The organism is Synechococcus sp. MU1651 (assembly GCF_023630635.1).
GTDB lineage: Bacteria > Cyanobacteriota > Cyanobacteriia > PCC-6307 > Cyanobiaceae > Parasynechococcus.
On record NZ_JAKUHJ010000023.1, the window covers coordinates 41,040 to 55,163 of the forward strand.

Here is a 14,124-nt window from a genome sequence, read left to right on the forward strand (position 1 = left end):
TTATCTACGATCCAGAATGCTTTTCGCTTTGAGCTTCACCAAATTATCAACATCAGCATTGACAAGCTTTTGCAATTGACATTGATATTGATTTTTGAGATGGTCGCTCTGATCGGATTGGATCACAAGGAGGCCGACATAATGCATATCCCAACTAAGCTTATTATCACCAGACAAACAATGATCCAGGAAGCACATGCATTGCTCAGGAAACAGCCGAGCATAAGAAAGCAAAGCAGCTGGAGGTGATTTTCTAAATTGAGGACGCTTATCTGTAATAGCATCTGAGAGAATTTTGCGAATATCAAGCAATGCTTCGTCTGTCCAACCTCCAACAAGGCCAAACAATCGCATCAAAAAATAGTGTGCACCATAGTCATTGTGGGCTTTATCTTGCCAGCAATTCTCAATAGCTCTCCAAATCTCTTGGGCATCACGTTTTATTAGTGCCTGCATCGCAAGATAGCAACGACTAAAATCGGGATGGAACAATCCGTCAATCAGTAGCTTTGTAGGCAAAGGATCGCCGTAATGATGAAGGACAGTGATCAAACGAGGATCGTCAAGCAAAACTTGATCTACCGCTGATAGTGAATCATTGTCTGAGAATTTATTGGAAGGGTTATTCAAGAGAGATCTCACAGCTCGCATCCGGAACGCAGGCGAGATTGGTGCTTGCATCAAATCAGACAAAAGCTCAACAGCATTCGCATCTATCACATCCTGCACTGCCGACTGGCGATCCATTTGATTGGCGTCATACAAATGATCTGAAAGATCAGCCAGATGGGATTGATCACCAGATAAATGAATAATGGCAGCGATGGCAGCACCACGGACCGAAGTCTTTTCATGGGCTGTGTGTACTGAAATAGTCGAAATTGCTGCTTTAACAGAAAGCTTTGAGAGACTTTGAATTAGGACTCTTTGATTCTGGCTAGCATCATCTAACAAATCGATCATATGTTGGTGCACTTCAGGATCTTGACAGTTCAAATGAGACAATGCCCAAGCAGCATTCTCAACCATATACACATCAGAGCTACTTAAAAAACTTGCAATTTTGGACGTAGCCTCTGCAACCCCTAATCGCGCAAGAACTTCTACAGCCTTTCGTTGTGCAAGACCTACAGGTACATCCGCAGAACACTTATCCAGAAATGCCAATAAAGCTTGGGTTGTTTTTGAGCCAGGAAAATTAATCAAATGAGAAATAGCCATATAATAATCACTCTCACTCTCCAGAATACCAACTTCTTTAGACAAGATATCAATTGCTCCCTGTTGATCCAAGCCAGCATGAATATTATCGAAAAGACCAGTCATCGGCAACGGTCAACATTCGGATAATTCTACTTGAGGTGCGTAATCCAATGGGGCCTGTTGGAATAAGAAAGTAATAGCAAGCTTGCCATCAGACGATACCGGAGGCAAAATTCTTCTGAGTCACTACAAAAAATATGGGACCTTTCCCCGGACGATTGATCCATGTTTCCACTGGTGTGATGGACGGCTGCAGGCCCTCAACTTCCCACACAGTTTGCGTGGACACCCGGTTCATGGCGCAATGGATGAAATCCTTTAGAAGTTGCAATACACCGATAACATCTATTGGCTGGAGCGCAGCGGACCAGCCTTTAATACCAGCACCTAAAAAGCAACCGTCTACATCCAAGGTTCGAAAACTAGTAGAGAAATTAACACCCCAAAAAGAAACCAGTTCTAATAAGAAAGAAAAAGCAGACTCAGACAAGCCAGAGGCCAACAAACGTAAAAATACCTCTAGCCGCCGTAGGAATCGTCGGAAACAAGCCTGATCAAGATCTATGAGGCTCTCGAAGAGACTTCAAAAATCGCATCTTCGGGTCGTCCAGCCTTAAGAGCTTCCCAGTTGATCGCTTGAAGAAAAGTGCTTTCATCAGGCGTTTCAACCAAATCAACACCCCAATATCCCTCCTGGAGTGGAGCTCCAGGAGAAGCTTGGGAATCTTTCCTTCCACCAAGTGCCAGGACAACGTGGTTCATGTCGTGTCCGAGTTGACGACGGTGTTCAGACCAAGTTTGCACCAAATCAACAGCCATATCTTGCGGAGACAAATCAGATGATATAGAGAGTTTCCAATGAGGATGATTTAAAACTACCGTTGAAGAAATATTCTTCGAAAGAGATTTAAGTTCTTGAGCAAGTAGTTCAAAATTCAATGCTGGTACGAGATCTGATTGAACCTGTAAGTTATGAGATAGAACAAACGTCGTCATCAAAAAAAATACACCTCTGACTAACCTAATGGAATTTCAGCTTGTCTGTGATGGATGATCGATGATCAGTGGTCTTCCATCTGGCTGACACAAAAAAGGGGGGAGCAACTGCTCCCCCCTTTCCCTATAATCTCGAATTGATCAAGACAGAGCGTTGATCGCGTAATCAAGATAGCTCTTGAACTCGTTAAGAGCCTGAGGACTCATATCGCGAGGGGCGCAAGCACGATCGCGAGTGTAAGTCAGAGCTTCGATGTATGCGTTGGTGGGCAGACCCAAGGTGCGATACACCTCACGTGCTCCTGCAATACCCCACTCATCGAGAGGACCAGTACCACCCACGATGAGGCAGTAGTTGATCAAGCGCAGGTAGTGACCGAGGTCGCGGTAGCACTTGTCGACCTTCACTTGGCTATCACCGGCTTCACCGGGTTGCCGCAGATAGGCGTACTTATTGAAGCAAGCATCACCTGCTTCGCGGGTGACATTGTCCAGACCGGCGGCAAGCTTTTCGGCAGCTTCCAGACGTGCAGCTGCACGCTGGATGTTGCCCTGAACAGCCTCCAGATCGTTCTGGGAAGGGAAGCGACCGGCTGCATCAGCTGCGGTCACAACAGTGGTGACGACGGATTTCATTTGAGATCCTTAGGTAAAAGGTGCTGAAAAGGTAAGGAGAGAAGACTTGATCGTCCGGAGATCAGCTGATTGCGCCAATCACACGATCGAAGTAAGAACCTGCTTCAGCCACCAGTGCAGAGCAGTCGCCCGGCGTGGTTTCCATCTTGCGGTACTTAGCACCACCGCTGGCAGGAGAGTTGGTCTGACCAATCAGAGCCGTAGCAGCGGATTTCATGATCGCGACCGCACGGGCAGCAGACTGAGTAGGAACACCTAGAGCGATATAGGTTTCCTTGAGGCCATTCAGGCAACGGTCATCCAGCACGGAAGCGTCGCCAGCCAGCAGTGCATAGCTGATGTAGCGAAGCACAATCTCACCATCGCGAAGGCAAGCAGCCATCCGACGGGTGGGATAGCAGTTGCCGCCAGCCTGGATCAGACCTGTGTTTTCGCAGATCATGCCGGTGACTGCATCAGAGACGATGCAGTAGGCGTTGGAAGTAATGGCATTCACAGCGTCCAAACGCTTGTTGCCATCTTGCACATAGGAGCGGAGGCTAGCGAGATCGCTACCACCAACAGGTGCAGTTTTGGCGTCAGCGCTGACGACTGTGCGGGAGAATGCGTCGAGCATTGGGGGCCAGACAGTTTTGGGGATGCAGTGCTTCGGAAACCGCCGGGTGAACAGGCCTTAAAGCCCGGAAACCCAAGGGTGGTGGAAGCGCTGACTCAGGCTAAACTCAGTTGTGGGCAGGGTTCGTGAAACACCCCCCTTACGCAAAAGTTTGTCACCTTGGGCCAATCGCCCCGGTTGACGTCCTGGGAATTAGGCCGATCCGAGAGCAATCTCTCCTTTATTGACGCAACCCCGAGTAAAGGTTCACAAAAGCCTTGGTCAGGCGTCTGACAGGCTTAGGATCTTCGGGCTCAATCAGAACTTCATGGACAACGCAGCGTCCGATTTACCTACCCTTGAAGAGTTGCAAGAGTCCATCGATGAATTAGCTGCCTACAGGGAAAGACTTTTTCAGGATGTAGTTGGCTTGGGTAAAAAACTGCGCTTATCACAAAAGAAAATTGACGCCACTGTTGCAGCACACCCAGAACTTCAAAGACTCGACGAAGTGATGTCACAGCTGGTTGCACAGAGAAATGCACAGCAGAGCAAGTCTTGAATTGCATAAAATTTTACCGGCTCGCCTGTATTAATCAATCCTCTACAAAGCACAAACCAATGGTGCAGACACCTCACCCGCCGATGACGATGGCGGATTTCTTCGAAGCCAGCCGAGGGACTTGGTTAAACAGGCGCGCTGTTCATCACCACGACTATCAAGATGACGAAGCTGCGGATTCCAATCTAGTCATTGAACCATTTAGTGCTGATGACCCGGTCGTCACCAAGATCTGCAATTCTTTGAACATTAAAACCGAAGATAGCTCAGGCGGAGCACGATTTTGGTGGGAAAGCAATATCAAGAAGGGCGTTCGCAACGATGATTACGCTGCAGTGGTTATCGACGTTCCTGATCATGAAGATCACCGAAAGGGATTTCTACTTCGAGATGTTGGATATGTTGAAAAGCAATCTGTTTTAAGCACTTATAACTTCGCTGACGACGGCGTCGTAACGATCACGACGCGATACGACACCAATATCGGCATTGAACGCTGTTGGTTTGTGACCGATCAGATCAGAATGAGAGTGAGTTCTGTTCAGTGCTTGGATGGCGTTGCAATGACCACATACTGCACCGAGTTTCGGTGCCCTACTGATGCCGAAATTTCAGATATCACCCAGCGGGCACAACAACTGGCCATGGCATCTTCAATAGGTAACAACTGATCACCATGTTTGATCCATTTCTTGAGGAATTGATTGCAGGAATCAAAGCCCGGGGAGCAGTACCAGTTGAGGTTCCTCATGGACTTGAGCACAATCAATCATCCAAACGCTCTAGCACCATCAAGAGCTGGCTTTGGGACGTGCCTGGCTTTCGGAGGTGGCGCGTTACCCGGTTGGATGCTGGTGACAGCTTGCAGGTCCTTAATTCTGTTGCCTATCCCGACTACACCTACGACCATCCATTAATGGGAGTTGATCTGCTGTGGTTCGGTGCCAAGCAGAAGTTGGTTGCTGTTCTTGATTTCCAACCACTTGTTCAAGACAAGGATTATTTGGAGCGCTACTTCGATGGACTGAAGTCACTCAACGCTCAATTTCCGGATCTCAATGGTGAAGAGACCATGCGTTCCTTTGACCCAAATCAATACTTTTCCTCATGGCTACTGTTCTGCCGGGGCGGAGCAGAACAGGCGACATCATCACTACCCCCAGCTTTCAGCGCTTTTCTAAAATCCTACTGGGATTTACACGACGAGGCCGTTAAAATCCCTTCTTCCATTAATCCCATCGAAGTGGAACAACTTCAGAAAAATTATGATATTTACAGTGCAGAGAGAGATCCTGCACACGGCCTATTTACCAGCCATTTCGGAAGTGAATGGTCTGATCGTTTCCTGCACGAATTTCTCTTCCCCGCCAGCCAGCCCAAATGACCCTCCCTCTCCGCACGACGAGTCTTGATCCTGTCCAGATCCCCGGATGGCGCTGGCAGCCTTTTCTCGACACCGCCGTTGCGGCACTGAGCCCTCTGCAGCCGAATCCTTATCCAATTGCGGAACGTTTTCTACAAAAAGAGGGCAGCACAGGATCCAAGGCAAAACCAGTGCCGGTCAGCACTGCAACCTGGGCCTGTTCAACAGAAAAGCTGCGCCAAGTGCGCTGTGCCTGCGTTGAGGCTGGTGCGGCTGCATCGGTGCTCAACTTCGTGATCAACCCCAGCAGTCGTTTTGATCTTCCTTTCTTCGGAGCCGATCTGGTAACGCTGCCCAACGGGCACCTGCTCGCTCTGGATTTGCAACCTGTCGACAAGACAGATCCCGAGCACACGGACCCGGTTTGGCAGCGGCTGATGCCGCTTTTCGAGCGCTGGCGCGCCGAACTGCCCGATGGGGGACCCATTCCTGACGAAGCACAGCCCTATTTCTCACCTGCCTTTCTATGGACCAGGATCCCTCTTGGGGAGGAAGGCGATGCGCTGATTGACCGCGTGATCCGTCCGGCTTTTGCGGACTACCTTCAGCTCTACCTGGCGTTGGTGGAGGAGGCACAGCCCGTTGACCATGAGCGTGCTGCACACCTGCTCTCGGGCCAGAAGCGCTACACGGCATACCGCGCCGAGAAAGATCCAGCCCGCGGCATGTTGACGCGCTTTTATGGCAGTGAATGGACGGAGTCGTACATCCACGGCGTGCTGTTTGACCTCGAAGAAGCCACCGCCACTTCCTTGTCGCCGCAAGGGAGTTAAGCATTATGAACAGCTTTCGGGACGCTCCCGAGCTGTTGGCCAGAATCGCGGGCGACGGGATGGAGGCAATAGCCTTCAACCATCCCTTTCAAGTCTGAGATTCCCGCTCCAGACGTAGTTCACAGGAACAACAACCATGTTCGACGCCTTCACCAAGGTTGTCGCCCAGGCCGATGCCCGGGGACAATTCATCAGCACCAGCGAGATCGACGCCCTCGCTGCCATGGTTTCCGACAGCAACAAGCGTCTGGATGCCGTTAACCGCATCTCCAGCAACGCCTCCAGCATCGTTGCTTCGGCCGCTCGCCAGCTGTTTGCCCAACAGCCTTCTTTGATTTCCCCCGGTGGTAACGCCTACACCTCCCGTCGTATGGCTGCTTGCCTTCGCGACATGGAGATCATCCTGCGTTACGTCACCTACTCCGCTTTCACCGGCGATTCTTCCGTGATGGAAGACCGCTGCCTGAACGGCCTTCGCGAGACCTACCTGGCCCTCGGCACTCCCGGTGCTTCGGTTGCAGCTGGAGTCAACCTGATGAAGGAAGCCGCTTTAGCACTCGTCAACGACAAAGCTGGCATCTCAGCTGGTGACTGCGCCTCCCTGAGCAGCGAAATCGGCACCTACTTCGACAAAGCCGCAGCTTCCGTCGCCTGATCGACGCGTTGATTCGACGTCTTACTTCTCCTAAACAATGAAAACCCCTCTCACCGAAGCTGTTGCAGCAGCTGATTCTCAGGGACGTTTCCTGAGCAACACCGAAGTTCAAGCTGCCTCCGGTCGTTTCAACCGCGCCAAGGCCAGCCTCGAAGCTGCTAAGGCTCTTACCAGCAAGGCTGATTCCCTGGTGAACGGCGCTGCCCAGGCCGTGTACACCAAGTTCCCCTACACCACCCAGATGGCTGGGCCGAACTATTCAGCCACCCCCGAAGGCAAAGCCAAGTGCTCCCGTGACGTGGGCTACTACCTGCGCATGATCACCTACTGCCTCGTGGCAGGTGGTACCGGCCCCATGGACGACTACCTGATCGCCGGTCTCGACGAGATCAACCGCACCTTCGAGCTCTCCCCCTCCTGGTATGTGGAAGCTCTGAAGCACATCAAGGCCAACCACGGCCTCAGCGGCGACGCTGCTACCGAAGCCAACAGCTACATCGATTACGCCATCAACGCCCTGATCTGATTGGTTGACGTTGTCTTCCAAGCCCCCCTCGGGGGGCTTTTTTTATTGTTCTTTTTCGGCCCCATCAGAGCGCTGTGATCACCCCAAACGTTCGGCGTTTTCTCAACCTGCTCTGCGGCGAATACAGCAACCAGCAGCAAGCCTTCGACAATCCACCCCTCTATGCCCACATCTTTCTGAGGTATCGCCCGCTCATACAGCTCCATCCAGGGTCGATTCTGCTCGAACAGACCTATGCCGTTGATCCCAAGCATCCCTATCGGTTGCGCATGATCCGCGCTGAAGAGCAAGCCTCCGGCGCCATCAAGCTCTGGAATCACACCTTCCGTGATCCGGAACGCTTCGCCGGAGCCACGTTTGATCCACAACTGCGCCTTGCCATTCAGGACAGCGACCTGATCAGCCTGGATCAGTGCCACTACCAAGTGCTCGAACAGTCAGACGGCTACCACGGCGCCATGGAACCAGGCTGCAAATGCATCGTGCAACGGAATGGCAAGGACACCGTGCTGGTGAGCAGCTTTCATTTGCAGGGAGACTCCCTTGCGACCCTCGATCGCGGTCATGACCCGGAAACCAATGAGCGTTGCTGGGGCTCGGTGGCGGGACCGTTCCGGTTCAAACGAACTGAAAGCTGGACAGCCGACATGGCATCGGCCTGGGTGTGATGGAACCGCTGAGTGAAACGCAGGTGATCCAAAACCTCCGCCAGACGGAGGACCCTTCGGCGCAGTACTACGCCGCCTGGTGGCTCGGAAAAATGCGCAGCCAGCATCCCGATGCCATCCCTCTTCTGCTCAGGGCTCTTGAAGCACTGGATGCCACGCCGATTGATCCAGAGCAGCGCGGTATCGCTCTCAACGCAATCCGTGCCCTCGGTCTGCTCAGGGACATGAGAGCGGAACAACCTCTTCTGGCGCTGCTGCACTCCAACGATTACACCGTGCGAGAGGAGGTGGTCCGCACGCTTGGTGCCATGGGCAGCTGTGGGGCTGTTGAGGGCATCCGGGCCTTGCTTGCCAGTGGATTGGAGGGAGCAGGAGCTGAGCAACCCTCATCCCCCTTGCTCAATGAACCCTGTGAAGCGTTGCTGGAAGCCCTGGGTGACATCGGTGATGGCAGCAGCAGCAATCTCGCTGTGATTCAGCCGTTCACGGAGCACCCTCGGCCCTTGATCCGTTCTGCGGCCTGCCGAGCATTGCTGCAGCTGACCGGACTTGATCAATGGGGGATGGAACTGAAAAAGCTGCTGAACCATCCAGAACCCCTGGTGCGCCGTGGCGCGCTGCTCGACCTTGGCGCCACCGGCTGGCTCGACGCCGTGCCCTCGATCCGCTCGGCTGCAGTGGAACCCAGCCTCAAGCTGGTTGCACTCCGAGAGGTAGCGGAACGCAACGACGACCCCGATGACGTTCTCGACGCAATGGACGGACTGCTCTGATGACCACAACAGCATTGGACCAGGCTCTTCAGACGCTCGAGCGGGCCACCAGCACCCCAGAGCTGGTCAAAGCAACGCAAGCCCTTTGTGCACTGAACGACCTTGAGGCCGCCAAACCGCTCGTAAAGGTGCTGGGGTTCAACAATCCAGCGGTGGCAGCCGTGGCAACACAGGGGCTGATTCAACTGGGACGGGACACCATTCCCATCCTTCTGGTGAGCCTGGATGCCCGCAATTACGGCGCACGGGCATGGGTGGTGAAGGTGATTGCCGCCCTGCGGGATCCACGGGGTCTTGACCTCCTGGAGCATGCCCTTCAGGCCGACATCGCTCCGAGCGTGCGGCGCTCCGCAACCCGTGGCCTGGCGGACTTGGAGTTCAGTGAAGACGCAGCGCACGATCAGCTTGTGCGCTCTTTCGAGGGACTGCTCAAAGCCGTGCGAGACGACGAGTGGGTGGTGCGTTATGCAGCGGCCTACGGACTCGAGCAACGCTTGAACAGCGCAGCTGTGTCAGCGCACCTCGCCGAACAGGGCCTGGCCGCACTGAACCAGCTCGCATCCGATGCGGAAGGTGTCAGGGTGGTGCAGCTGCGGGCTCTGAAAGCCCTCCAACGCCTCAACGCCGGATGACCCAGAAACTGTTGTTCGTCTGCCTCGGCAACATCTGCCGCTCACCGGCAGCCGAAGGCGTCTTCCTGCATCTGCTTGAAGAGCGTGGCCTCAGTGATCAGTTCGTGGTGGATTCCGCCGGAACGGGCGGATGGCATGTGGGCAACCCGGCAGACCGACGCATGCAGGCTGCCGCCAACCGCCGAGGCATCAAACTCCCCAGCCGAGCAAGGCAGATCAGCCTCGACGATTTCTCGAGTTTCGATCTGGTGCTGACCATGGACGACGACAATCTCGCGGCCGTCCAGGGACTGGCTCGCGAAGCCGGGCCCCAAGCAACGGCCAGCATCAAGCCCATGCTCAGCTACGCCGGCCGGTTCTCTGAAACGGAAGTACCGGATCCCTATTACGGGGGCGAGGCGGGCTTCGAGCATGTGCTCGACCTGCTCGAGGATGCCTGCACCAACCTGCTCGACGAGCTCAGCCCGCCGGCGTAGGCCAGGCTTCTTCAGCCACCCGAGACCGGAACTGCCCCACCAGGGCATCGATCACAGCCTCGATGCTCATGCCATCGGTCACGAGCTGAACGGCATCGTCCGCCTGCACCAGAGGAGCCTCCTCACGGGTGCTGTCGAGGTGATCCCGTTCGGCGATCTGTGCTTCAAGCTCAGATCGCTCAGGCACCGGGAAGCCCCGCTGCTCCAGATCCAGAGCCCGGCGCCGGGCCCGTTCGCCCACCGTGGCCGTAAGGAACACCTTCAGATCCGCATCCGGGAAAACAGCGGTGCCGATGTCGCGGCCTTCTGCCACCAAACCACCCTTGGCACCCATCGCTTTCTGTTGAGCGGTCAGCGCTTGCCTGACGCAACGGTGGGCGGCCACGGCCGAAACCGACGCGGTGACCTCCGGCGAGCGAATCGCGTCACTCACGTCCTGCCCATTCACCAACACCTGCTGGCCACCACCGGGCAGCGACCGCAGCTGAAGGTCGAGGTCGTTCAACAGCGGTGCAATCGACGCCGCATCCTGCGGGTCCACACCGTTCTGTTGCACCAACCAGGTCACCGACCGATACATCGCACCGGTGTCGAGGTAAACGAGCCCCATCCGCTCAGCAAAGGCCCGGGTCACGGTGCTTTTGCCAGCACCGGCAGGGCCATCGATGGCAACAAGAGGCTGACGGGTCATCAGGAAGACGTGATCAATCAAACGGGTCGTCCCGCAACGCACCGCCGCGGCCAACAGTGAGATGGCCGTTTCAGCGCCACAGGGCTGAAGGGTGCGGGGATCGACCCTCTCTACATACTCCACTTCAAGTCCTGCTTCAGCGAGGCTCTGTCGCACCGAAGTCTCAGGATCATTGGGATCGGCACGACGCAGTGCCGCCGGCAGAGCAGCGGCTCGAGCCCGATCAACAGAAGAGAGGTATTGGTTACGGGAACTCAACGCCAAACCATCGGATTCACGAACGGTGGGAACGCCCTGCACCGCCACGCCCAGATCAAGATCGGCCACGAGCCGGCGCAGGATCACCAGCTGCTGCCAGTCCTTCTCACCCAGCCAAAGGCAGGACGGCTCCACCAGCTGCAGCAGTCGGGCCACGACAGTGACCACCCCATCAAAGTGACCGGGACGGGAGGCTCCACAAAGATGAGTCTGCAGGTCTACCGGTGCTGAACGCGACACCGCCGACTGAGGTCCACCGGGATAGACCGTGTCGACCGCCGGAGCCCAAAGGGCATGGGCGCCACAACGTTCGGCTAAATCGCGATCCGCTTCGAGGGTTCGCGGGTAGCGATCAAAGTCTTCAGCTGGCCCGAATTGGAGTGGGTTAACGAACACACTCACGAGCACAGGACCCCGTCCTGCAGCGAGGCGGATCAGCTCACCGTGACCCTGGTGCAACCCCCCCATGGTGGGCACGAATTGCAGAGGTCCATCGAGGTTGGCCCGGAAGCGTTCCAGCTCGGCCTGGGTGGAGAGAACGACGCAGCTCAGCGGAGCACCTCAAGCTTGACCTGGGCAATTCCAGAGGCAGTCAGTCCCAGGTCAGAGGCGGCGCCGTGGCCCAGGTCGATCACCCGGTGATCAATGAAAGGTCCACGATCGTTGATGCGGATCACGGCCGTGCGCCCGTTCCAGAGGTTGGTGACGCGCACTTTTGTTCCAAAGGGAAGCGTGCGGTGAGCCGCCGTCATCGTGTCGCGCTTGTAAACCTCACCGTTGGCCGTGAGGTTGCCGTAAAAACCGGGGCCGTACCAACTGGCCTCACCAGTGATGACCTTCACCACCTCGGGCACGACCTTCAGCTTCGGCTTGGGGAGCTCAGGGGAAGGAGGTGCAAGAACCGGTTTGACCTCCGCCGGAGAAAGCGTTGCCTGCAGCCCAGAGGCCTGGGGCTCGACCACCAGATCCAGAGGGTCAAGGGGCTCTGCACCGTTGACCGAAAGGAAATCACTGGCCACGACCGGCAGGAGGGCCGCACTGCCTGTGATCGCTCCGGAGAGCGTCGCCAACGTCAGGAGGACTCGCATGCAGAACGGCGTGGCCAAGGTCTTGGAACTGAGCGCGCAGTTCTCGGCCGTTGGCAGGCCTCACAAAAAATAATGTTGTGAACTTAAAAAGGGTGCTCTTGGAAAGAAACTGGGCGCCATCAGAGCGATCGGCACAGCCACCCAGGCCCGCCTCTTTCGCTAATCCGCGTGCCGACTGGCAGATCAACGCCGGAACGCAAGCCCCCGGCCATAAGCCAAGAGAGAACAGTCGATAAGCACAGCTAATCAGCTGCTGTGCCGACAAGCCAATCAGCACAGGTTCCGTGGCATTGCAGGATCAATGCATCGGATTCGTTCCATGGATTACAAGAGCGCTGGAGTTGACGTTGAGGCCGGGCGCGCGTTCGTGCAACGCATCAAGGCGTCTGTGGAAGCCACCCACCGACCGGAGGTCATCGGCGGCCTTGGCGGTTTTGGCGGGCTGATGCGACTTCCAGCCGGATTGCGCAAGCCCCTTCTGGTCTCAGGCACCGATGGCGTCGGAACCAAACTGGAGCTGGCCCAGGAGCATGGCAGCCATCACGGCGTGGGCATCGACCTAGTGGCGATGTGCGTCAACGACGTGATCACCTCAGGAGCCGCGCCGCTCTTCTTCCTGGATTACATGGCCACCGGGGCCTTAGCGCCATCGGCAATGGCCGAGGTCGTTGAAGGAATAGCCGATGGCTGCAGGCAGAGCGGCTGCGCCCTACTCGGCGGCGAAACGGCAGAGATGCCGGGCTTTTACCCGAAGGGGCGCTATGACCTCGCCGGCTTTTGTGTGGCCGTCGTCGAAGAAGATGAGCTCATTGACGGCCAGCGCATCCAACCTGGCGACAGCGTGATCGGTGTGGCCAGCAGCGGCGTGCACAGCAACGGCTTCAGCCTGGTGCGCAAGGTGCTGGAGAAGGCCAACACCAATGCGAACAGCTTGTATGGCGACGACCAGCGCCCTCTCATCGACGACCTGCTGGCGCCGACAACCCTGTATGCCGAGCTGGTGCAGCACCTGCTGCAGAGCGGATGCAAGCTCCACGGCATGGCCCATATCACCGGCGGAGGACTCCCGGAAAACCTGCCGCGCTGCCTGCCGGATGGCTGCTCTGCGCGCATCGATGCCTCCAGCTGGACAAGACCACCCCTGTTCCGATGGCTGCAGGAGGCCGGAGACATTCCCGAAAGAGACCTTTGGCACACGTTCAACCTCGGCATCGGTTTCTGCCTGGTGGTGCCGGCGGGGAGCGAAACCGCTGTGATCGAGCATTGCCGCGGCAAGAACCATCGGGCTTGGGTGATTGGCAACGTGACGTCCAACACCCCAGGCTGCGCCGCTATTCTGGACGGTGTTCCCGCCTGATTACGTCAGTTTCAGACAGGTTTAAAGCAGTCGACCACTCCCCAGAAGGGATCGAATAGGCTGACCTGAAGCACATCGGAACCTTTTCCGATAGCGGCGTCAATACATCTTTTTCAATGCCTCTTGATAAGCCCCAGCGCATTACGCGCCGTCGATCGTCTGCAGGTCCTGTTCCTCCGAGGCGTCCTTTGCCTTCAGGCCAGGACAGGCAACAGGGCTACAGACAGGGGCCACGACCAACTTTTCTCACGCTCCGGGATCACGGCAAGGTGTTCGTGGCCGACATGCCCCACCTTTCGGATGGGCAATTGGCTCACATCGGCAAGGAAGCCCAGGAGGTTTTGGAAAGCCTCGAACGGCGGATTCAAGACATGGAGCAGGAGCTCAGTCATGGTCCTCAGGAGCGCGACACCCTGATCAAGGCGTCCACCAAGCGCGATGTCACACGCAGGTTCATCCGGGCAATTCAGGACGAGCAGGAACATCGCCAGAACAACCCCGCTCTGAGGAGCGCTGCTGGCGAATCGCTTCCGCGCACCTTTCTGGAGGTCGCCCGGCATCGACTGCCTGGGGCAACCTTTGATTCCTTGCTGCAGGAAGCCCTCGCCGCCTGTGCCCAGCAACAGCACACTGCCCCAGCCCCCACTCGTCTGGAACCCTCGCAGGACAAAGTCGTTCCGATTCGCAATGACGGCGACAGCCTCCCGGTGGTGGTAAGTCCAGCCCCTGAATCCGCCTCGGAGGCCTGAGCA

General features: G+C 56.0%; 19 protein-coding genes. 12 read left to right on the top strand and 7 right to left on the bottom strand.

Features of this window, described 5'->3' with window-relative positions:
• The 5 genes from NCN05_RS11605 to cpeB form a co-directional block, all read right to left on the bottom strand.
• Complete coding sequence (locus NCN05_RS11605; protein ID WP_250398188.1) at nt 1–1,326, bottom strand: HEAT repeat domain-containing protein; 1,326 nt, start codon at nt 1,324–1,326, stop codon at nt 1–3.
• A gap of 88 nt (nt 1,327–1,414) precedes the next feature.
• A complete protein-coding gene (locus NCN05_RS11610) occupies nt 1,415–1,765 on the bottom strand; it encodes a hypothetical protein (RefSeq protein WP_250398189.1) in 351 nt (116 codons plus the stop codon).
• A gap of 59 nt (nt 1,766–1,824) precedes the next feature.
• Entirely contained in the window at nt 1,825–2,259 is a 435-nt protein-coding gene (locus NCN05_RS11615) for a DUF2656 family protein (protein WP_115080329.1), read from the bottom strand.
• Between the two features lie 141 nt (nt 2,260–2,400).
• The gene (cpeA, locus tag NCN05_RS11620) at nt 2,401–2,895 is read right to left on the bottom strand and encodes a C-phycoerythrin subunit alpha (protein WP_006851808.1); all 495 of its coding nucleotides are present in this window, start codon (nt 2,893–2,895) and stop codon (nt 2,401–2,403) included.
• Between the two features lie 61 nt (nt 2,896–2,956).
• Nucleotides 2,957–3,511 carry a phycoerythrin subunit beta gene (cpeB, locus tag NCN05_RS11625; RefSeq protein WP_250398190.1) on the bottom strand — a complete coding sequence of 185 codons (555 nt, stop codon included), beginning with the start codon at nt 3,509–3,511 and terminating at the stop codon, nt 2,957–2,959.
• Nucleotides 3,512–3,818: 307 nt separating this feature from the next.
• Between cpeB and NCN05_RS11630 the strand changes: the two genes are divergently transcribed.
• The 10 genes from NCN05_RS11630 to NCN05_RS11675 all read left to right on the top strand — a co-directional run bounded on the left by NCN05_RS11630 (nt 3,819) and on the right by NCN05_RS11675 (nt 9,978).
• Nucleotides 3,819–4,052, top strand: coding sequence for a DUF8630 family protein (locus tag NCN05_RS11630; RefSeq protein ID WP_250398191.1), 234 nt, complete (start codon nt 3,819–3,821; stop codon nt 4,050–4,052).
• A 59-nt stretch (nt 4,053–4,111) separates the two neighbouring features.
• A complete protein-coding gene (locus NCN05_RS11635; RefSeq protein WP_250398192.1) occupies nt 4,112–4,723 on the top strand; it encodes a phycobiliprotein lyase in 612 nt (203 codons plus the stop codon).
• Nucleotides 4,724–4,728: 5 nt separating this feature from the next.
• Nucleotides 4,729–5,436, top strand: a complete 708-nt coding sequence (locus tag NCN05_RS11640) for a 15,16-dihydrobiliverdin:ferredoxin oxidoreductase (RefSeq protein ID WP_250398193.1) — start codon at nt 4,729–4,731, stop codon at nt 5,434–5,436.
• Nucleotides 5,433–6,248: a phycoerythrobilin:ferredoxin oxidoreductase gene (locus NCN05_RS11645; protein ID WP_250398194.1), complete on the top strand. Its 816-nt coding sequence runs from the start codon at nt 5,433–5,435 to the stop codon at nt 6,246–6,248. Before NCN05_RS11640 ends, NCN05_RS11645 begins: the two co-directional genes overlap by 4 nt.
• 136 nt (nt 6,249–6,384) lie before the next feature.
• Nucleotides 6,385–6,903 carry a C-phycocyanin subunit beta gene (cpcB, locus tag NCN05_RS11650; protein WP_038551074.1) on the top strand — a complete coding sequence of 173 codons (519 nt, stop codon included), beginning with the start codon at nt 6,385–6,387 and terminating at the stop codon, nt 6,901–6,903.
• Between the two features lie 37 nt (nt 6,904–6,940).
• Nucleotides 6,941–7,429 carry a C-phycocyanin subunit alpha gene (cpcA, locus tag NCN05_RS11655; protein WP_115080337.1) on the top strand — a complete coding sequence of 163 codons (489 nt, stop codon included), beginning with the start codon at nt 6,941–6,943 and terminating at the stop codon, nt 7,427–7,429.
• A gap of 74 nt (nt 7,430–7,503) precedes the next feature.
• Nucleotides 7,504–8,097 (top strand): chromophore lyase CpcT/CpeT, encoded by a 594-nt coding sequence (locus NCN05_RS11660; RefSeq protein WP_250398195.1) that lies wholly within the window; start codon nt 7,504–7,506, stop codon nt 8,095–8,097.
• Nucleotides 8,097–8,870, top strand: a complete 774-nt coding sequence (locus NCN05_RS11665) for a HEAT repeat domain-containing protein (protein WP_250398196.1) — start codon at nt 8,097–8,099, stop codon at nt 8,868–8,870. The genes NCN05_RS11660 and NCN05_RS11665 overlap by 1 nt, the downstream gene beginning before the upstream one ends.
• The gene (locus NCN05_RS11670; RefSeq protein WP_250398197.1) at nt 8,870–9,502 is read left to right on the top strand and encodes a HEAT repeat domain-containing protein; all 633 of its coding nucleotides are present in this window, start codon (nt 8,870–8,872) and stop codon (nt 9,500–9,502) included. Before NCN05_RS11665 ends, NCN05_RS11670 begins: the two co-directional genes overlap by 1 nt.
• Nucleotides 9,499–9,978: a low molecular weight protein-tyrosine-phosphatase gene (locus NCN05_RS11675; protein ID WP_250398198.1), complete on the top strand. Its 480-nt coding sequence runs from the start codon at nt 9,499–9,501 to the stop codon at nt 9,976–9,978. Before NCN05_RS11670 ends, NCN05_RS11675 begins: the two co-directional genes overlap by 4 nt.
• Here NCN05_RS11675 and NCN05_RS11680 read toward each other — a convergent pair.
• Together NCN05_RS11680 and NCN05_RS11685 are read right to left on the bottom strand one after the other, a co-directional pair.
• Nucleotides 9,962–11,479 (bottom strand): bifunctional pantoate--beta-alanine ligase/(d)CMP kinase, encoded by a 1,518-nt coding sequence (locus NCN05_RS11680; RefSeq protein WP_284500716.1) that lies wholly within the window; start codon nt 11,477–11,479, stop codon nt 9,962–9,964. The two genes, NCN05_RS11675 and NCN05_RS11680, sit on opposite strands and share 17 nt — an antisense overlap.
• Entirely contained in the window at nt 11,476–12,015 is a 540-nt protein-coding gene (locus NCN05_RS11685; protein WP_250398199.1) for a septal ring lytic transglycosylase RlpA family protein, read from the bottom strand. The genes NCN05_RS11680 and NCN05_RS11685 overlap by 4 nt, the downstream gene beginning before the upstream one ends.
• 319 nt (nt 12,016–12,334) lie before the next feature.
• Between NCN05_RS11685 and purM the strand changes: the two genes are divergently transcribed.
• The gene (purM, locus tag NCN05_RS11690; RefSeq protein WP_250398200.1) at nt 12,335–13,372 is read left to right on the top strand and encodes a phosphoribosylformylglycinamidine cyclo-ligase; all 1,038 of its coding nucleotides are present in this window, start codon (nt 12,335–12,337) and stop codon (nt 13,370–13,372) included.
• 116 nt (nt 13,373–13,488) lie between these two features.
• Nucleotides 13,489–14,121, top strand: coding sequence for a DUF8655 family protein (locus tag NCN05_RS11695; RefSeq protein ID WP_250398201.1), 633 nt, complete (start codon nt 13,489–13,491; stop codon nt 14,119–14,121).
• The last annotated feature ends 3 nt before the right edge of the window (nt 14,122–14,124 follow it).